We start from the raw sequence: 17,953 nt of genomic DNA, 5'->3' as shown, positions 1-17,953 counted from the left end.
TCCACCCTCAATAGCTTGATGTACAAATAAAGCCGTTTATCAGTTATGACTTGACCTTCAATCCCAGGAGATCGCTCTAGGGATCGTAGGTACGCTTGCCAGTGAACTTGACCGCAGCAGGCTCTGGGTTGCTGCCAATGTTGCGATCGATGGTGTTCACCTGCCCGCGACCCTGGTTAACCTTTTCGGGGAATACACCATCCGCAGGGTGCAGATATTGGATCTCGCCGTTGGGGTAAATCCGGTAGATCTTGTAATCCTCGATTTTGGGTTTGAACTTCGTCCGCAGTTGAGCACCCATAATGATGCAATGCTCTTTGCGGGCAAGGTACAACAGGTTTTCGCCCTGCCGCATGATGGCTGCACCACCCGTCGGCATTTCAAACACCTGTTCCTTTGAACTAGTCCAGGTAATCGCGTATTTTTCTTCTTCGTCGGCCTTGCTCAGTAGCCCGCCGGTGCTGCCACCGAACAGAGGAGTTTGTCCAGTAAGAGTGTCTGTCATGCAGTTTTATTCTCTGAACATTTTTCAGGAATCCTATCATCGAGTCATGCCACAAATCTCGACTTTGTGAGGATCTGTAACAGTTCTTAGCGGAGCCATAAAGCTTTGTAGAGCAAACGGGCAAACGCATACAGACAACCGAATTTCAACTCCTCAACCGATCCCCGTAATCATTTGTAACGGAGGCACCACGGAAGGGAGCATCCCATTAATACAAATGGATCGATTGAAAAAGCTAAACGGGAGCACAAATGATGTACCCCCGATCGCAAATCAACGATTTGAAAAAGCCACACAAAAGCCACAAATGTGGGTGAGACGGCGCGAAGAACCGCTTACCGGAACCGACGCTTGCGCCGAGCCATCACCGCCTTACGCTTGCGCTTCTCTAATGGCGTTTCAAAGTGGCGATGGCTCTTAACGTCTGCCAGAATACCAGCTTTAGAAACCTGCCGCTTAAAGCGACGTAGTGCAGATTCGATTCCCTCGTTCTCACCTAAGACCACTTGGGTCATGCGTTCACTCTCCTTTTACTGGGTTGCGATATAACTTGCAAAATAATCACTAACACAAAACTGTTGCCAAACATTTTAAAAATTTTACCCACTATCGACAACGTGCGACCACTCTTCTCAAAAAAGTTGTCTTTCGGTTACTTTTCGAGAGCATTGGTGGGGATGCGGCAAAATAACATACCCGTTAGGGGCGCACTGCTGTGCGTCCTGACAGCCGATTTTTCAAAAATTGGGATGCCATTTGATTGCAGATCCCTTATCGCAAGAAGGATAGGTTAATGGAGCCAAAGTTCGTGGTTAGTGCCAGGTTTAGATTTTCCAGAGCCTGAATCAGCCATAGTACCGTATCTTTGGTGTGCGCTTCATAGTGATTGAACAAAATTGAAAACCGCCGCTCCAGGTACGGTTTCACTTTTCGACAAAATAGGACAATTCTCAACAAAACCCCCGTGGTAGCGATCGCCCCCAGGTTCGTGGTCAGGTCAATAAAGACAAAATGGTTAGGATGGTGAGGCTGATCAGCAACCAGGAAGTTCAGCAGTTGGCTGCAAGTCCGCACAATCAAAAAATCATTTACGCGCTGAGATCCTTGATCGGGTAGAATCGCGTTCAGATGGCGATAGAGCTGGTGATTGAACTGACGCTTGCCGTAGGCGGGATCGATCGGGGCAGTGATGTATTCGTACAGATCATCTTTGAAGGCAGCAAAGGAAGTGCGCTGATGGGTATGGGTCAGAAAGGACTGGGCCAGGTCTTTATGAGTTCGAGAACCATCCACCCTGCCGATGTAGTGCTTGATCGCCTGTCCCAATTCCCGATCGCTCAACAGGGTTGGATTGGACACCGGACGAATGAAAGTCTGCCTATCCGGAACGGCTTTTCGTGCCATTTGAGCCTGCCTGATTTGATAGGTGACATATTGGGACAGGTGAATTTCAAACTGATGCTGTAGGGTTGCCTGAACCTGACGCACGGTAGATTGCTGCTCCTGGGCACTGTCTTCATTCAGCAGGCAGTACTCGTACAGGTAGGGATACCGGCGAATTAAGGTTCCCAACGGGCGATTGCCGATGTTGACCGCTTCAGCTTCGGTTAGAACCTGGGCGAGTCGTCGGAGCGTTAAAAATTGCTCGGTGGTAGTGAATTCCTGAACTAACTGGCGCAACCGCCGAGTCGATCGCAGTTGGGTGGCAAGGGAATGACGAGTTGTGAACGGAGACTCAAAAACATGAACTAGTTCAGGAATCGCCCCGTGAGACTGAGGACGGGACTGCCATCGGTTGATCAGGATATGGCAACAGCGATTGAGAATGTAGCGAAAATCATCGATCGCCGGATCAGCAGCAACGATCGTTTTCAAAGCCTGGGAAACCTCTGGGTCAGGATAACCTGCCCCATCAATAAAGAGAGTGCGGAACCGCTCAATCATGGCACTGGGCGATTCAAGCTCTATCCAATAGAGCAGGTGATCGTACAACGTTTGCTCTGCTGAGGTAATGGGTCGGTTATAGCGACTCATCGTTTCCTGATTCCTTCTACGCTCTCTTTATCATTCCCAAATTGCCCAAACCGAAATCGTCTTTAATTTCGATAATTTCGATTGGCTGAACCAAAGGATTTACTATGTATTATATAATACCCAAGTAGATCGATAAGAAATTGTGATCTTAATCACTGCCAATCTTAATCTGAGCTATGGTGAAGGACTTTGTTGATTCCCTAAATCTAATCAGGGTGACAGCTCTTGGGAATGCAAATTAAATAATTTGAAATTCTTATGGAGTGGGCATCTTGCCCGCTCAGTCAAACAGGTGAAATGATCGATAGATGATTTGATTTGCAATCCTTAGAGCTTGATTTCAGGTTTTGAGAACAACCAACGATCGCTGAATCAAAATTCAGTTACAGTCATTCTGCTGAATCCACTGCTCAGGTTTGTTACGGCTACACCGTTTATTTATATCGGTATTTACTGATTTACGAAGTCAGAAACCAACTTCAGAAACCAACTTGAAAGAAGGAAATTATTCCCAGCCTCAGCCAGGAGGGAACCCACCTCCAGCCCCTTCCAGGCTACCGTGTACACAGATCTTGACTGAGAGGCTCAAACCCTGATAGATCCCCCTAAATCCCCCTTAAAAAGGACTTCTAATCCGGTTCCCTCCTTTTTAAGGAGGGTTAGGGAGGATCAAACCCAGTCGTGGCTAGAGCAGATGACTTGTGGGTACACCGTAGACCCTTCCAGGAGGGAATGCCTACCCCCAGGATCCTCTGAGGAGGAGATTGCCCACTTCAGAGCATCCGAGGAGGGGAATTGGGACGGATTGCTGTGGCAGGAAAGGTTTGCTAAAGGGGATGCGGCAAAATAACATACCCGTCAGGGGATGGGGGAATCCTCACCCTATGGCAAAAGTTGGGATGCGCTCGGAGTGAGTGGTGACTTGATCCGAGAAACCGCCTTATTAGATCTTTACAGCTTAATGAAGTGGGAGCTTACAGCTAAGCAACATCTAGTATCGAAACATTGCAAAATAAGTTGATAATTTTACACTACCAGATGCATCGTTACCGAGTGTTGGATTAATAAACCTTGGTTATATTTTTGCTAAGAACTTTCAAAGTAAAGCTTATTGCATTCCTGGTATATTTTGATTGAACCCATCTAACGGGGCAAAGATAAAGTAATGTTGAAGGTTGATAGTTCAACTGCCCTGCTCATACCGACTCAAATTTTCTGATTCAATTTTCAGTACAAGTCGATGTCTGAGATGGTTAGCCCCGCAAATCCTTGAGATTTGGGGGTGGGGTTTTTCACGTTCGGATCGAAGTGATTCACAGGAAGGGAAAATATGTCTTACTCGCAAACCAAAACTCAGTCCAAGGCTGGGTACGAGGCAGGGGTTAAGGATTACCGCCTCACCTACTACACGCCGGACTACACTCCCAAGGATACCGACATCCTGGCAGCGTTCCGGGTAACTCCTCAGCCAGGCGTTCCCTATGAAGAAGCTGGGGCTGCTGTTGCCGCAGAATCCTCCACTGGAACCTGGACCACTGTGTGGACTGACCTGTTGACTGACCTCGATCGCTACAAAGGTCGTTGCTATGACATCGAGCCAGTTCCCGGTGAAGATAATCAGTTTATTGCTTACATCGCTTATCCGCTGGATCTGTTCGAGGAAGGCTCTGTCACCAACATGTTGACCTCCATTGTGGGGAACGTGTTCGGTTTCAAAGCGTTAAAAGCTCTGCGTCTGGAAGACCTGCGGATTCCGGTTGCTTACTTGAAAACCTTCCAGGGCCCCCTCACGGTATTCAGGTTGAGCGCGACAAGATCAACAAGTATGGTCGTCCGCTCCTCGGCTGTACGATTAAGCCGAAACTCGGTTTGTCTGCGAAGAACTACGGTCGTGCGGTCTACGAGTGTCTGCGCGGCGGTTTGGACTTCACCAAAGACGACGAGAACATCAACTCCCAGCCCTTCCAGCGTTGGCGCGATCGCTTCACCTTCGTTGCAGAAGCCATCCACAAAGCTCAGGCTGAAACGGGTGAAATCAAAGGTCACTACCTCAACGTGACTGCCTCCACCTGCGAAGAAATGCTCAAGCGGGCTGAGTACGCCAAAGAGTTGGGCATGCCCATCATTATGCATGACTTCTTGACCGCAGGTTTCACCGCCAACACCACCCTCTCCAAGTGGTGCCGCGACAATGGTGTGCTGTTGCACATTCACCGCGCCATGCACGCTGTGATCGACCGTCAGAAGAACCACGGGATGCACTTCCGCGTTTTGGCGAAGTGTCTGCGGATGTCTGGTGGTGACCACATTCACACGGGAACGGTTGTGGGTAAGCTGGAAGGCGACCAGGCTGTTACCCTCGGTTTCGTAGATTTGCTGCGGGAAAACTACGTTGAGCAAGATCGTTCTAAGGGAATTTACTTCACCCAGGATTGGGCTTCCATGCCGGGTGTAATGGCGGTTGCTTCCGGTGGTATCCACGTTTGGCACATGCCTGCGCTGGTGGAAATCTTCGGTGATGACTCTGTCCTTCAGTTCGGTGGTGGTACGCTGGGTCACCCCTGGGGTAACGCGCCGGGTGCAACGGCAAACCGTGTGGCACTGGAAGCTTGCGTTCAAGCTCGGAACGAAGGTCGTAACCTGATGCGTGAAGGTGGCGACATCATTCGTGAAGCGTGCCGTTGGAGTCCTGAACTGCAAGCTGCTTGCGAACTGTGGAAGGAAATCAAGTTTGAATTTGAGGCGGTTGATACCGTCTGATGAAATGGGATGAAGGCGGAAGGCGGAGGGATGAAGTGTAATTTTCCTGACTTCCTTCCGCATCTCAACCGGATAGAAGAGAATATCTTCCATCCCCGTTCTCCTATCCTTCATCCTCTTTCCTATGGATCTCCGGCAAATTGCCAAAGATACGACCAAGACGCTGATTAGCTACCTCACCTATCAGGCGGTTCGCACCGTAATTGGTCAACTGCGGGAAACTGACCCACCCCGATCGTTCTGGCTGCACCAGTTTTCTTCCAGGGAACGCATTCAGGATGGCGAGGTCTATGTTCAAACCTTGTTTAAAGAACAGCCGGATCTGGCCTTTCGGATTCTGACGGTTCGAGAACATCTGGCGGAAGAGATTGCAGATTATTTACCAGAAATGCTGCGATCGACGATGCAACAGTCCAATATTGAACAGCGTCGCCAGCAGTTGGAACGGATGACCCAGATCGGTCAGGATGTTTCAGACTCCTACCCTGAAGAGTCACTCAGTACAGAATCGCCTGATTCGGAAATGGACGGTAGCTAGCAGGTGTTGATCAGTCGGATAGTAGATCGAACTTTCTTGTTCAAGTTGTTAACTTTACCCCGAACAGTCTAATCATGAAGACTCTACGCAAAGAGCGTCGTTACGAAACTTTTTCCTATCTGCCTGCCCTCAGCGATGCGCAAATTGCTCGGCAGATTCAGTACACGATCGATCAGGGCTATTTCCCCTGTATTGAGTTCAACGAAGATTCTGCGGCTGAAACTTGCTACTGGACGATGTGGAAGTTGCCTTTGTTCAATGCCAGATCTCCCCAGGAGGTTCTAAACGAAGTGCAGCAGTGCCGCTCTGAATTCCCCGATTGCTACATCCGCGTGGTGGCATTCGACAACATCAAGCAGTGCCAGGTAATGAGCTTTATCGTGCATAAGCCGGGTGCAGGTGGCTATCGCTACTAATTTTGGATTTTAGATTTTGGATTTTAGATTTTGATTTTTTGAGGGGATTGGGCGATCGGCTGCTCTGAATTACGGATTTATCTTGAATCTGAGATTCTGAATAGCCTTGACTCAAACCAGCTCTTGAATTCAAAGTCTGGAATAACGAGTTTGAGTCCTTCGGGTGATCCGAACGAACCCTATTGCAAATTGGGAGGTAAAATCTGCCTCCCTTTTTTGCTTTCTGATCTGCTTTTTAAGCATCGTTGCTGCTTGCCGCAAATTATAAGCCCCTCAACGAAGCCGATCGCAGAGGGGCGGTATTCATAGAGTTTCAGTTAACGCTTTGCTATATCGAGATCTACAACTGGACTGAGACTGATTTCGGATCAGGACAGATTCAGTTCGAGGCGATCGATACCGAAGCTCTATACCGGAGTTGAAGACGGCTGCGGATTTGCCTCTGAAGTCAGTAAGGTTTCGACAAAAGCGTACAGTTCCGTCTCCGATCGCCCATCAACCTGCTGGTCTTTTAAGGCGGTCAACCCCTGCGCCAGTTCAACGGCGCGTTTTTTGTAGGTATTATTCGCGGTCAGAATATCCAGAAAAACCTCTTGTTCTATCTGTGAGCGATTTGCATCTTCTGCGATCGGAGTGACAAAGGTACTGGCATCTGCTTCAAACTTGAGTAAAAAGATCAACGCATTGCTGATCTGCTGAAGCTGCTGCTGAAGTTGCCGTGTGTCCAATTCCAGGCGATCGAAACCGATGTGACCGTCAATCCGCAACTCTACAATGGGCTGGGCGGTGGGCGCGATGGTGCCGTCAGTCACTGCCTGCTGTACCATTGCCAGGGCAGCGGACTCAACCTCTTCTAAACTTTCTTGCCCCTGAGTCGTCATGCGTAAGCGGACAACCGAGCGTTGCTGATACTGGGATTTTAAGTTCGCCTGAACGCCAGAATCGTTCAACTCAACCAGATAAGCACCACGCTGATAGCTAGATTCCTCAATCGAGTTGGCCTCCAGGGATCCCGGATTAAAAATCCAGTCTTCCACCGCATAGTTTTTGTGGATGTGTCCCAGGGCCAGGTAAGTCACCCCTGCCTGCTTGAGGGGCAGTAGATCAGCATAGCGCAATGCACCCTGATAACGGGCAATCTGTCCTTCTAGCCCGTGGTGAAACATTAAAACTGTATGCTTTGGCCCGGCGGGGAGGGACTGAATCGCCGCCGCAATTTGCTCGATCGCCTTAGGAGCTGAAGCCCCGTACCAGACTGAACCCAGCACCCGCACCCCACAGTCCAGATCAACATAGCCGCCGCGTCGTGTCCGTGCATCCCAGGCAGCGTAAAAGGGCTGTCCCTGAGACACATTCCCCGGTTCGAGCAGCATCAGTAAGCCCCAATCGGCTAAATATTGCAACCAACTCGTTTTAGTACCATAGGGACGGTTATCGTGATTACCCTCGATCGCCAGTACGGGAATTCCCGCCTCCTGGAGCTTTTTCAAACAAATTTGAGCCTGATTCAGCGTAGCGGGCTGAATCGTACGATGTTCAAACAAATCTCCAGCGATCACAACAAAATCCACTTGTTGATCGATGGCGTAGGTTTGAATCACATCCTTCAAAGCATGGAAAAAATCCTGAGTTCGCTGTTTGTTGTCGTAGCGATCGAAGCCCAGGTGAATGTCAGCAATATGTAAAAACCGAGCCATAGGTTTAAGGTGCGCGACTGATTAGCCATTCTAGCTCTGCCCTCCCTCAGAGTCTAGCGACTAGTCGTAGAAAGTGTATCCCCGATTTGAGCAGACATCCACCCGGTAATCTTCTACGACCTGACCATCGGAGAAGACCGCTAGAATGTCGTAGTGGCAAGAGTTGGCTGATTCATTTTCAAACGCAATCCGAATGCCAGCCCCCGTCACTAAAACGTCTTCACCTAAAATGTCCTCCTCCCAGGTATCTCGGGTGGATTCAGAAACATAAAGTCGGGTAATCGTGGCTTCGCTGTTGTTATAAACCCAAAAGTCTGCTTTGTCTGCAAGGGCACGAACGGCCATGACAGGCACACTCAGAACGCTGACAGCTGAAGCAATGAGGGTTGTGCGAATGAGTTGATGAATCATGCTTCTGATGCAAAGATGATCTGGTAATCTTCTGATGATCTAAGGATCAATCCTAAGGATCAATCGTCCTGAGAGTATGCCGCAAATCAGGAATTTCTAGCATAAAAATTCTGTGTTTTTTCTGTGAAATCTTGATTAAGCATTTTACGATCGCACTGCCCTCTCCCGCAGCCAGTATGAAAGGACACTTTCACAGAATATTGAGAGGCTTGCTATAACGTTGAGTAGGGGAGCATTCTAATCTGTGCAAATTGATTCACTTCCGTAGCCCAGGCAGCGTTCGACTGATCTCACGCCAAAGTCTTGCCTGCCGATGAGATCGTTGGCGTGCAAATGCAAAATTGGGATATACCCTTATAGGGCCCGACTGCCCGCCGATCGCTTTTAGACGATCGCTTGTTATATTTATTGTCTTTATTGTCCTTCTTCCGATTTTGTCAGGGTCGGCCATGTATTTAGTTATGGATCAATGCCCATCCCCATATTCCGCAGAGATCAGGGATATCCCATCTGGCGAGAAGGTGGATTGGGTTTTCGTGTTGTTCGCTATTGCAAGGGTTGGCTAAATATGCAACCATCCATTCCTCCTGGAACGGTTCTACAAAATCGCTATCGCCTGCTCAAAGTTCTGGGGCAGGGTGGTTTTGGGCGTACTTACCTGGCAGAAGATTTGGGGCGGTTTAACGAGTTGTGTGCCCTGAAGGAATTTAGTCCGGCAGGAACCAGCGACTATGCTCTCAACAAATCAAAGGAACTGTTTCAGCGGGAAGCAACTATTCTTTATCAGATTCAGCATCCGCAGATCCCTCAATTTCGGGCCACCTTTGAGGAAGATCAGCGGCTGTTTCTGGTTCAGGATTATGTAGAGGGCAAAACCTATCGCACCCTGCAAAGCGATCGCAAGGTTGAAAAACGCGCCTTTTCGGAAGCTGAAGTTCTACAACTGATCCAGCAACTCCTGCCCGTGCTCGATCATCTCCACAGCAAAGGCATCATCCATCGAGATATTGCCCCGGATAACATCATCCTGCGCCAACAGGATAACTTGCCTGTATTGATTGATTTTGGCGTAGTTAAGGAAATTGCCACTCGGTTGCATACTGAAACTGCCACTCAAGCCACAACCGTAGGCAAAATGGGTTATGCTCCCAGTGAGCAAATTCAAACGGGGCGAGCCTATCCGAGTAGCGATTTGTATGCTCTGGCAGTAACGGCGATCGTCTTGCTAACGGGAAAGGAACCTCAGGAATTATATGATGACCAAAACCTGACGTGGCAGTGGCAGCGTTGGGTATCGGTGAGTCCGGGATTGGCTCAAATTTTGAACCGAATGTTGAGCTATCGCCCGGGCGATCGCTATCCATCTGCGCGTGAGGTGATGCAGGCTATCCACGCCCTGACCCACCCACCCACCTCCTCTTCCCCCCAGCCTACCCCCAGGGCAGTCCCCCCCCCGTCCTCCAAATCTGCCGTCCGTCCCCCCACTCGTACCCCATCGCGTGTTCCAACCGTTGCGGTCGGTCGTCGTCCTAATCCAGCCACTTACCCGGTTACGCGCACCGCTGCCCCAGACTATCGATCGACTTCCAGCGTTTCCTCCCAGGATGGCTCCGTCTGGGAAAACCCATTTGCCTTAATTTTGACGACGATTGGGCTGGCAACCCTTTCCGGTATTGCAGCCTGGGCGATCGTTAGCGCAATCTTGAATACGGCCCAAACACCCGTCGCCTCTCCTGATCCGTCCCCCATTGTTTCTCCCGAACCCGACTCTTCTCCAGAGCCAGCGCCCAACCCACCGGGAGCGAGTGAGGTGAACCAACGCATGAATCTTCAGCCCACTGGAGAGGTGCTTCCGGTAGAGGGCACAATTCGTCAGGATCAAACCCACAATTATCTCTTTTCTGCTGAAGCTGGCCAGGTGCTAGCGGTGGCGCGGGCTGACGGAAACGTAGTTTTAACGGTGATTCGTCCAGATGGCAGACCTGTCAACGAAGAGGCAAATCGCTTTCGAGGCGGATGGCAGGGAGAATTGCCCCTGTCAGGACAGTATGCGATCGAGGTTCGGCCTCGCCGTCGGGAAAATAGCTACTACCGCTTCAATGTCGCGCTTCAAGCCCTGGTTGAACCCTCTCCGGAACCCAGCCCAGAGCCAGAACCAGAACCGGAACCCTCTCCGGAACCTAGCCCAGAGCCAGAACCCAGCCCAGAGCCGGAACCGCCCCCCTCTCCAGAGGCTGACCCTGATGTGGTGATTGACTCCCGGACTTTGGAAGTACCCCTGGGAGTGCCGCTGGAGTTCTCGGATGAGTCGAGCGATCGAGTGGTGCGGCGGTATCTAGTTGAGGTTCAGCCCGGACAGCAACTCTATGCTCAGGTGTTACGGGGTTCGGTGGTGATGGACATTCGCTATCCGGATGGGCGAGTAGTGGAAGCAGGCAACGGGACGCAAAGCTGGCAGGGACAAGCTTTTGAAAGTGGAGCCTATCAAATTGACGTGATTGCTGAACAACCGGCCCGGTTCATTTTGCGGGTTGGCGTGAATGAACTCCTGCCGTAGGGAGCGATTTTAGCGGCTTGCTCCATGCTCTCTGCCTGAGTGACCTGAAGCTGCTTCCGCAGTTGCAGTTGGAAGCAGTTGCAATTGGAAGCAGTTGCAATTGGGAGATCTCATTAATGTCAATGGGTCAATTTCCGATAGCACAGGTATCTGGACTGCCAGGGAGTGAGTTCTCATGCAGATGCGACTTGGGTTACATCCGTTGCTATCCACCTCAGGAACCAGATAGTACAGAATCCCGTCTGCAAAGATTATCTTAACCACTACCGTTTACATTTCTCCCAACCTATGACAGAGGATGCGTTGCGTTCAATCCCCTAGAATTCGGGTAGAGAAACTATACACAATTACATACTCAGGAGGTTCTATGAATTTGCGCAAAAACGCCAGAATGCTGGGAATGATTTGCGGAGGACTCGCCTTGGGTGCTCCCGCCGGACTGTTTGCTTCGTCCGCTTCGGCATTTCCGCTTAATCCATGTCCAGCTATTTATTATGAAGAGCCTTTTAATACCACCCATGCGGTTCCTCAGGGTTGTCCACCGAATGCTGCAACCCAGCGGCTCCTTCAACAACAGGGACAACAAGTGCCTCGACCTGCTACCCCTGCCCCTGGAACCCCATCGCCTGGAGCCACTTTTCCTGGAACCTCTGAAGTCACTCCGCCCCTGCCTGAAGCAGTGCGTCCTGCGATCGCCTCGGTGACTCCTACTGCGGGACAGATTAGCCTTCAGTTAGTCAATGAGACGGGAACTACGGTGACGTATCAGGCGATCGGTTTGACGGAACAGCGAGTATTGCGAGCAGGTGAAGCCGTTACGTTAAGAGGTTTGCAGGTTCCTTTAACCGTAACGATGGTGCGGAATGACGGTGGATTCATTCGGGCAATGCCGATGGCTGCTGCTGAGGCTGGAACCCTTTCTGTTTCTCTCAACCGAACTGCAACTCTGGGTGAAAACCAGCGGACTCTGAACGTACAACCCAATGGTCAGGTCTTCGCCTATTAGTAGAGGGTTGGAATTGATGAAATATCTTCACAGGGTGGGGTCGCAATGCCCACCCATCTCCGTTCAGCATTCTTCATGACAGGCTGTACGCTCTACAGGTTTGCATCCTATAACTGAGAAGTGGCAGTAACCACCTGTTGGGACACGAAGGGTAAGATGCGTTCATTGTGACTGTGGGCTGCTCCTTCCGTGAAAACGACCAGTAGATAAGGACGACAATCTGGTAGTTCTACATAGGCCACATCATGGCGAACCTGGCTCATCAGTCCTGCCTTAGACCAGAGTTGGGCCGATCGCGGTAGTCCTTCTCCTAGAAATCCTACGACCTGATTTTCGGGATCTGCCGCTAAGTCGGCTGGATCTAAGCTGCGCTGCATCAGAGCCATCATCTGCTGCGATCGCTCTGAGGAGACTGCTACCCCACCAATGATGCTGTGCATTAACCGGGCGACGGCGTTCGTTGTCAGCTTGTTGCGATTTTCCAACTGCGGCCCCAGAAACGATCGCTCCCGGCCATAGGCTCCATCACACCAGGTTTTTTGATTGATGTTGACTCCTTCCAACTCCATCCAGCCCAGGGATTGAAAGTAGCGATTGACAATATTGCGCTGATACTTCCAGGTTTCAAACGGCCCACCGGATAGATCCGGGCCGCTGGTCGTTCCCGTCAGCACATCTACCACCAGGCTGGTCGCATCGTTGCTGGAATCGACAATCATATCGCGCACCGCTCGATCGAGTTCCTCTGAGGGCGCGATCATGCCCTGATTCAACCACTCATGTACCGCGACTAGATAAAACAACTTGACGACACTGGCCGGATAAATCCGCTCAACGCCTCGATAGGTGAACCCCCGCACGGGATACTTCCAAAATTCTGCTGCGGTTAAGGCTCCCCCGGTGTTGACCGGAACTGGCTCATCGTAAACGATCCAGGTGAGGGCAATCTGAGTTTGGGTTAATCCTGGGAATTCGGCCCAGGTCGCTTCCAGGATCCGATCGCCCCAGTTATCGAGTTGTTCGTCGCGGTGGAAGAAGGGCATGGGGAGTGCTGAGGACTGAGGACTGAGGGGGAGGGAGTAGCGCAGGCATCTTGCCTGCCAGTCAGAGTGAGGGAGTGGGGAGTGAGGGAGTAGGGAGTGGGGAGTGAGGAGTGGGATGAACTTGGGGAAAATGGGTTGGGTTGAGGGTTACTCCTGGCTGGAACGACGGAATTCCTGGGGGGTTTGGGTCATGGGATGGGTGGGATTCCAGATGCCTGCGCCGGTGAGACGGGCCTTTTCCTGGGCGTGGGTGAGCCGCTGTTCGTATTTTGTATTGGGAGCAGACGATCGCGCCAGGGCGTATCCTTCTTCAACCAGCACTTCGTTCAATAACCTGTCCTCTCGCCACAGGTAAGCCAACCTCAATTGAGAGCCATTGGAATCACGAGTCGGTTGAATATCGGACTCTAACAGAACGGTGCGATCATCTCCAATCAATTCAATCAATCGTTCCGTCGCTCGCGTACTCCAGGGTTCCTGACTTCCAGTGGGAGCATCAATACCCAGGAGACGGACTCGTTCAGCCCTGGGATTCTGTCCAGCTCTGTCTAATACCTCAAGGGTTTGTCCACTAATGACCTGGGTAACGCTGACCTGTTGCCCCTGGGGTAAAGTTGCTTGACAGCCCATCAGCATCAGCATGTAGCCAATCACACTCCAACCCATCAAACGTTTGCCAATCCGCTGTATTCGATTGCAGTCACCCATAAACCACCGAAGATAGATTCTTCTTCAGTTTTCCCAGGTTATCCCTGATTGGATTCACGGGCGTTTACTCTTCATCCAATGGCAGACCCCGACGCACTTTGCCTTTACCAAAGTGCTGCCCAAACTGAAGTTCGTATACTTCGTCTTCATCCTGGGTTTCCACTTCCAGATCCGATCGCGGGTAGCAAACGCACAGAAGCGCATAGCCCTGTTCCCGTAAGTTGGGCGATAAACCGACAGCTTCTGGCTGGTACACTTCCCCAGAGAGAACGCGAACGGCGCAGGCAGTACAGGCTCCATTGCGGCAGGAGAAAGGGAGATCAACCCCCTGTGATTCCGCCGACATCAGGACGTAGCGATCGTCTGGAACTTGAACGGTATGCTGAGTTGATTTTTGGCGATAGTGAATTTGAACAGTATGCATTTGAGTCATGATTTGATTAAACGAGACTGATTCAGCAGGATTGGTGGGCGATCGAGTCAATTCTATAGATGGCAGTGTAGATGGCAGTAAAGTTTAGGATGCTGACCTATGCTGCCCCATCCAACGCCTATGATAAGGGGGCAGGGTGGCGTTTTAACGAAAATTCTTGCAATTGTTTCCAGAATGACATGAACTCTGCTAAGATAACGTACTTGTGGCTGACACTTAATTTCAACAGCTTTGACAGCTAGAATTGAGGTCAAGCCCAACTAATTTGGAGAGGTGGCCGAGTGGTTGAAGGCGCAGCACTGGAAATGCTGTTTAGGCTAACCGTCTAACGAGGGTTCGAATCCCTCCCTCTCCGTTCTAAAATCCAGGTCAGTAAACCCTTTGAACGTGGGAAGACCCCCGGTCAAGTTCTGTAGATCAAGACCTATACTGGATTTACTTGCCTGGTGAGGTGGCTGATTGACTGACATGATTGACTAACAAAAGTTGTGTACCCTCACCCCCAACCCCTCGCCCTTTGGGAGAGGGGAGCGATTTACTTTTCTAGTTCCCTCTCCCCTCGGGAGAGGGCTAGGGTGAGGGCTTTCAGGGTCTTGACTGAGAAGTTTTGTTCGTCAACCAGGGTACAGTGGTCAGATCAGCAAGTTCAACTCTCAGGCAAGAGAAATGGGTTTGCGAGGAACAAACTACCTATGAGTTCTCCAATATTGACTCAGTTAGCAATTCCGAGTGCCGAACAGCGTCTGGTTCTGGAGGGAGTCAGTTGGCAGCAGTATGAAACGATGCTGGCAACCCTCGGTGATGACTTTCCCAATCTGCGGCTCAGCTACCTGGAAGGCACGCTAGAGATTATGACCACCTCTCCGGAACATGAGGAACTGAAAACGATAATTAGAATGCTCGTGGAGGCTTACTTTCAGGAAACCCGCACTCGATTTCACGGTATTGGTTCTGCGACTTTTCGTAGAGCGATGAAGCAGCGGGGACTGGAACCGGATGAATGCTACTGTCTGGGACAGAAGAAGGAATTTCCCGACATTGCGATCGAAATTGTCCTCAGCAGTGGATTAGTGAACAAGCTCGATATTTACCAGGGCTTGGGCGTTACGGAAGTCTGGCAGTGGCAGAATGGACAGTTTCAGATTTATCATTTGCGCTCAACGGGTTATGAAGTGATTGCCAGCAGCGAACTGCTGCCCAATTTAGATTTTTCGCTGTTGACCCGCTATGTCAAACCTGCCGACCAGTTTGATGCAGTGATGGAGTTCCGCGATCGGCTGCAGTCTTTAACATAGACATAAGTCGCTAAGGATGATGGATTCCATAACCTGCACAATGCTCTACCTGACTGACTGGGCGGGCAAGGTGCCCACCCCACAAGAATTTCAGGTTATTAAATTATTTCCTAACCCAAACCGCTAACGCCAGTCGCTACCCGTTCAGGAGCCAATGCTATGACGATCGCCACTCAAAAACTTATGTTTGAAGAGTATCTTGCCTACGATGATGGTACAGATACCCGTTACGAATTAGTAGATGGAGAACTGGTGCCGATGGGTTTGGGAACTGGCAGGCATGGTAGCATTGCCGAATTTCTTAATGATCAGTTTCGTGACCAGATTAGACATCAAGCACTCCCCTGGACTTCCAAGCAAATGCTCGTTGGTATTCGTTCTCCGCGTGGTCGCAGTTGGGATACTTCCCGCATTCCCGATGTCGCTGTTTTATCCGCTGCTCAATGGGAAGCGATGAGCGATCGAGAAGCCATCATTAATTTCAATGAGCCGCCACCGATTTTGGTGGTTGAAGTGGTTAGTCCCTCCAGTAAAACCGATGATTATCGCTCAAAACGCTCTGAATACGGGCTGCTAGAAATCTCCGAATATTGGATCGTTGATCCTCTGGAAGCAAAAATTACGCTCTGCATGCTGGAACATCGGTTTTATGATTCCACAGAATTTCGAGGCGATGACTTGATCCAATCCCCCACCTTCCCAGATCTCAACCTCACAGCCGCTCAAGTTCTGGCAGGCAGGCTGTAGGGTCACTCTCCAGGTTTGAGTCCTTGATTGGGATGATTCCTTTGATGCTCCCTTTAAAGGAAGCCACTATCTTGATGTTTGTGGAAGGGCCAGTGGTATGATCAGCTTCAAGCTAGGGGTGCCTGAGCAAATTCCAGGCTGAGATTACACCCTCGGAACCTGAGACTGGGTAATACCAGCGCAGGGAAGCGTTGATTCGAGAACTGATTCGAGATCGAGCCATCCGCACTCTAGCCAAACGACACCCATCGAGTGGAGGAGATTCATCATGTCAATTGGGGCGATCGCCCTGTTGGTGACGCTGGTCACGGCAGGCGTATTTGCGTTGCTGGGATTATTACACGCCAGTAAACACACAACTAATTTGGAAGACTATATGGTGAGCCGCAATCAGTTCGGCTCCTGGATGGCCTTTGCTACGATCGTCGCTTCAGCGATGGGCGCATGGATTTTGTTTAGTCCCCCGGAAGTGGGGGCCACCAGTGGATTAGTCGGCATCATTGGCTATTGCATTGGACAGGCAACCCCAGCGGCCGTATTTGCTGGTGTGGCACCAGAATTCGTCAACTAATGCCCAATGGTCATTCGCTGAATGAGTACGTTTTATATCGGTTTGGTAATGCCATGTATATGCTGACCCTTGGCATTGTGGTGTTCTATATGTTTATCTATTTGGCGGCTGAACTGACTGCCATTTCTAAAGCAGTGCAGATTATGGCTGATGTTCCCCTGGGATGGACAGCTCTGGTCGTGATTGCGGCTGTTTTTGTGTACACTACCTACGGCGGCTTGGGCACCACGATCTTTACCGATGCGATTCAGTTTGTCGTGATTGTGCCATTACTCTTGCTCTGCTTAATTGTGGCGGTAATCGGTTTAGGTGGATTCAGCACTGCCCTACAACCGCTTCAGCAGTCTGCCCCTGAACTCCTCTCTTTTAGCAATGTTCCTGGCATCAAGTTTGGCGCAACTCTGGTGATTGCGGTCTTAGCTGCTGAAATGTTTAATCAGGGCAACTGGCAACGGATTTATGCCTGCCGCACCGATCGCATTGTCAAACGATCGTTTTTGTTCTCCTTTCTGGCAATCCTGCCGATGCTATTTATTGCCGGATTCCTGGGAATTCTCGCCATGAATTTCGGCTTTAATGACGATCGCGCTTTCTTTTCTTTAATTCAACAATTAAACCTGCCCACCTGGTTTATTGTCACTGTACTGATCCTGGCGTTGGCTCTGGTGATGAGCAGTCTGGATACGCTCCTCAACGGCATTACCAGCGTTTTCACCCTGGATTTGATCCGCCTGTTTCCCCAAATGCGATCGAACGGAATTCTACGACTCTCGCGGATTCTGGCGGTGGTGATTGGTTCCATTTCCGTCCTGATTGCTGCCCAGGGCTACAACGTTCTCTACCTCTTCCTGCTGGCGGATCTGGTTTGTGCCGGAGCCATTTTTCCCATCCTGTACGGACTCTATTCCCGTCGGCTTACGGGAACGGTTGCCTTCTGGAGTGCGGCGGTCGGCATTGCTGCTGGGGCTCTATTCTTCCCCAGACCCGACTTTAGCCCCTGGTTCCCCATTCCCCTGGGGGGAGACTTACTGGTGAGCTTTACCGTTCCCCTGCTGGTTTCAATGGCGATCGTCTTTGGCTGGAATTTCTATGCAGCCAACACTGACCAGATCAAACTCTTTGACTTCAACCAACTCCGCACCCAGATTCATGCCTATACGGATGAAGGCGCAAGGGTGAAGGCGGAGGGCGGAAGGTAGAAGAATAACGAGCATTGCTGAATGATGAGTACT

Annotated in this window: 16 protein-coding genes, 1 tRNA gene, 1 pseudogene and 1 riboswitch; of the genes and pseudogenes, 10 read left to right on the top strand and 8 right to left on the bottom strand. The window is 50.5% G+C overall.

Features of this window, described 5'->3' with window-relative positions; genetic code table 11:
* Positions 1-76 precede the first annotated feature (76 nt).
* From ACM1PF_RS10755 to ACM1PF_RS10745, 3 genes are all read right to left on the bottom strand, one after another.
* A complete protein-coding gene (locus ACM1PF_RS10755) occupies positions 77-505 on the bottom strand; it encodes a photosystem I reaction center subunit II PsaD (RefSeq protein WP_416674458.1) in 429 nt (142 codons plus the stop codon).
* A gap of 335 nt (positions 506-840) precedes the next feature.
* Positions 841-1,020 (bottom strand): 30S ribosomal protein S21, encoded by a 180-nt coding sequence (rpsU, locus tag ACM1PF_RS10750; protein ID WP_190504446.1) that lies wholly within the window; start codon positions 1,018-1,020, stop codon positions 841-843.
* Positions 1,021-1,276: 256 nt separating this feature from the next.
* On the bottom strand, positions 1,277-2,539 hold the full coding sequence (locus ACM1PF_RS10745) for a hypothetical protein (protein ID WP_416674457.1): 1,263 nt from the start codon (positions 2,537-2,539) through the stop codon (positions 1,277-1,279).
* Between the two features lie 1,330 nt (positions 2,540-3,869).
* Between ACM1PF_RS10745 and ACM1PF_RS10740 the strand changes: the two are divergent.
* The 3 genes and pseudogenes from ACM1PF_RS10740 to ACM1PF_RS10730 all read left to right on the top strand — a co-directional run bounded on the left by ACM1PF_RS10740 (position 3,870) and on the right by ACM1PF_RS10730 (position 6,253).
* A pseudogene (locus ACM1PF_RS10740) lies at positions 3,870-5,299 on the top strand (form I ribulose bisphosphate carboxylase large subunit).
* Positions 5,300-5,423: 124 nt separating this feature from the next.
* The gene (gene rcbX / locus ACM1PF_RS10735) at positions 5,424-5,837 is read left to right on the top strand and encodes a RuBisCO chaperone RbcX (RefSeq protein WP_416674456.1); all 414 of its coding nucleotides are present in this window, start codon (positions 5,424-5,426) and stop codon (positions 5,835-5,837) included.
* Between the two features lie 74 nt (positions 5,838-5,911).
* Positions 5,912-6,253, top strand: a complete 342-nt coding sequence (locus ACM1PF_RS10730) for a ribulose bisphosphate carboxylase small subunit (RefSeq protein ID WP_416674455.1) — start codon at positions 5,912-5,914, stop codon at positions 6,251-6,253.
* Positions 6,254-6,660: 407 nt separating this feature from the next.
* On the opposite strand, the gene ACM1PF_RS10725 is transcribed toward ACM1PF_RS10730, so the two are convergent.
* Positions 6,661-7,950, bottom strand: coding sequence for a metallophosphoesterase family protein (locus tag ACM1PF_RS10725; RefSeq protein WP_416674454.1), 1,290 nt, complete (start codon positions 7,948-7,950; stop codon positions 6,661-6,663).
* A gap of 60 nt (positions 7,951-8,010) precedes the next feature.
* A complete protein-coding gene (locus ACM1PF_RS10720) occupies positions 8,011-8,361 on the bottom strand; it encodes a hypothetical protein (RefSeq protein ID WP_416674453.1) in 351 nt (116 codons plus the stop codon).
* 568 nt (positions 8,362-8,929) lie between these two features.
* Here ACM1PF_RS10720 and ACM1PF_RS10715 point away from each other — a divergent pair.
* Both ACM1PF_RS10715 and ACM1PF_RS10710 read left to right on the top strand, forming a co-directional pair.
* Complete coding sequence (locus ACM1PF_RS10715; RefSeq protein ID WP_416674452.1) at positions 8,930-10,918, top strand: protein kinase domain-containing protein; 1,989 nt, start codon at positions 8,930-8,932, stop codon at positions 10,916-10,918.
* 367 nt (positions 10,919-11,285) lie between these two features.
* Positions 11,286-11,924 carry a hypothetical protein gene (locus ACM1PF_RS10710; protein ID WP_416674451.1) on the top strand — a complete coding sequence of 213 codons (639 nt, stop codon included), beginning with the start codon at positions 11,286-11,288 and terminating at the stop codon, positions 11,922-11,924.
* A gap of 107 nt (positions 11,925-12,031) precedes the next feature.
* Here the strand turns inward: ACM1PF_RS10710 and ACM1PF_RS10705 are convergent, their stop codons facing one another.
* From ACM1PF_RS10705 to ACM1PF_RS10695, 3 genes are all read right to left on the bottom strand, one after another.
* Positions 12,032-12,967 carry a serine hydrolase gene (locus tag ACM1PF_RS10705; RefSeq protein ID WP_416674450.1) on the bottom strand — a complete coding sequence of 312 codons (936 nt, stop codon included), beginning with the start codon at positions 12,965-12,967 and terminating at the stop codon, positions 12,032-12,034.
* Between the two features lie 147 nt (positions 12,968-13,114).
* A complete protein-coding gene (locus tag ACM1PF_RS10700; protein WP_416674449.1) occupies positions 13,115-13,675 on the bottom strand; it encodes a thermonuclease family protein in 561 nt (186 codons plus the stop codon).
* A 64-nt stretch (positions 13,676-13,739) separates the two neighbouring features.
* Entirely contained in the window at positions 13,740-14,108 is a 369-nt protein-coding gene (locus ACM1PF_RS10695; protein WP_416674448.1) for a 2Fe-2S iron-sulfur cluster-binding protein, read from the bottom strand.
* A 267-nt stretch (positions 14,109-14,375) separates the two neighbouring features.
* On the opposite strand from ACM1PF_RS10695, the gene ACM1PF_RS10690 reads away from it, so the two are divergent.
* From ACM1PF_RS10690 to ACM1PF_RS10670, 5 genes are all read left to right on the top strand, one after another.
* A tRNA-Ser gene (locus tag ACM1PF_RS10690) sits at positions 14,376-14,463 on the top strand.
* A gap of 337 nt (positions 14,464-14,800) precedes the next feature.
* Positions 14,801-15,403, top strand: coding sequence for a Uma2 family endonuclease (locus tag ACM1PF_RS10685; RefSeq protein WP_416674447.1), 603 nt, complete (start codon positions 14,801-14,803; stop codon positions 15,401-15,403).
* Between the two features lie 159 nt (positions 15,404-15,562).
* Entirely contained in the window at positions 15,563-16,150 is a 588-nt protein-coding gene (locus ACM1PF_RS10680; protein ID WP_416674446.1) for a Uma2 family endonuclease, read from the top strand.
* Between the two features lie 104 nt (positions 16,151-16,254).
* Positions 16,255-16,354: riboswitch (TPP riboswitch) on the top strand.
* Positions 16,355-16,418: 64 nt separating this feature from the next.
* Positions 16,419-16,721, top strand: coding sequence for a hypothetical protein (locus tag ACM1PF_RS10675; protein ID WP_416674445.1), 303 nt, complete (start codon positions 16,419-16,421; stop codon positions 16,719-16,721).
* Entirely contained in the window at positions 16,721-17,920 is a 1,200-nt protein-coding gene (locus ACM1PF_RS10670; protein WP_416674444.1) for a sodium:solute symporter family transporter, read from the top strand. The genes ACM1PF_RS10675 and ACM1PF_RS10670 overlap by 1 nt, the downstream gene beginning before the upstream one ends.
* The last annotated feature ends 33 nt before the right edge of the window (positions 17,921-17,953 follow it).

Source organism: Egbenema bharatensis FJBBOT/2019, assembly GCF_048077055.1.
GTDB classification, from domain to species: domain Bacteria; phylum Cyanobacteriota; class Cyanobacteriia; order Elainellales; family Elainellaceae; genus Egbenema; species Egbenema bharatensis.
The sequence above is the reverse complement of the archived record's forward strand: the minus strand, read 5'-3'. Positions and strand labels throughout refer to the sequence as shown.

What these genes read in the sequence shown, in the direction of transcription:
- ACM1PF_RS10755 (WP_416674458.1), bottom strand. Translation starts at nt 505, where the DNA reads ATGACAGACACTCTTACTGGACAAACTCCTCTGTTCGGTGGCAGCACC.
- rpsU (WP_190504446.1), bottom strand. Translation starts at nt 1,020, where the DNA reads ATGACCCAAGTGGTCTTAGGTGAGAACGAGGGAATCGAATCTGCACTA.
- ACM1PF_RS10745 (WP_416674457.1), bottom strand. Translation starts at nt 2,539, where the DNA reads ATGAGTCGCTATAACCGACCCATTACCTCAGCAGAGCAAACGTTGTAC.
- rcbX (WP_416674456.1), top strand. Translation starts at nt 5,424, where the DNA reads ATGGATCTCCGGCAAATTGCCAAAGATACGACCAAGACGCTGATTAGC.
- ACM1PF_RS10730 (WP_416674455.1), top strand. Translation starts at nt 5,912, where the DNA reads ATGAAGACTCTACGCAAAGAGCGTCGTTACGAAACTTTTTCCTATCTG.
- ACM1PF_RS10725 (WP_416674454.1), bottom strand. Translation starts at nt 7,950, where the DNA reads ATGGCTCGGTTTTTACATATTGCTGACATTCACCTGGGCTTCGATCGC.
- ACM1PF_RS10720 (WP_416674453.1), bottom strand. Translation starts at nt 8,361, where the DNA reads ATGATTCATCAACTCATTCGCACAACCCTCATTGCTTCAGCTGTCAGC.
- ACM1PF_RS10715 (WP_416674452.1), top strand. Translation starts at nt 8,930, where the DNA reads ATGCAACCATCCATTCCTCCTGGAACGGTTCTACAAAATCGCTATCGC.
- ACM1PF_RS10710 (WP_416674451.1), top strand. Translation starts at nt 11,286, where the DNA reads ATGAATTTGCGCAAAAACGCCAGAATGCTGGGAATGATTTGCGGAGGA.
- ACM1PF_RS10705 (WP_416674450.1), bottom strand. Translation starts at nt 12,967, where the DNA reads ATGCCCTTCTTCCACCGCGACGAACAACTCGATAACTGGGGCGATCGG.
- ACM1PF_RS10700 (WP_416674449.1), bottom strand. Translation starts at nt 13,675, where the DNA reads ATGGGTGACTGCAATCGAATACAGCGGATTGGCAAACGTTTGATGGGT.
- ACM1PF_RS10695 (WP_416674448.1), bottom strand. Translation starts at nt 14,108, where the DNA reads ATGACTCAAATGCATACTGTTCAAATTCACTATCGCCAAAAATCAACT.
- ACM1PF_RS10685 (WP_416674447.1), top strand. Translation starts at nt 14,801, where the DNA reads ATGAGTTCTCCAATATTGACTCAGTTAGCAATTCCGAGTGCCGAACAG.
- ACM1PF_RS10680 (WP_416674446.1), top strand. Translation starts at nt 15,563, where the DNA reads ATGACGATCGCCACTCAAAAACTTATGTTTGAAGAGTATCTTGCCTAC.
- ACM1PF_RS10675 (WP_416674445.1), top strand. Translation starts at nt 16,419, where the DNA reads ATGTCAATTGGGGCGATCGCCCTGTTGGTGACGCTGGTCACGGCAGGC.
- ACM1PF_RS10670 (WP_416674444.1), top strand. Translation starts at nt 16,721, where the DNA reads ATGCCCAATGGTCATTCGCTGAATGAGTACGTTTTATATCGGTTTGGT.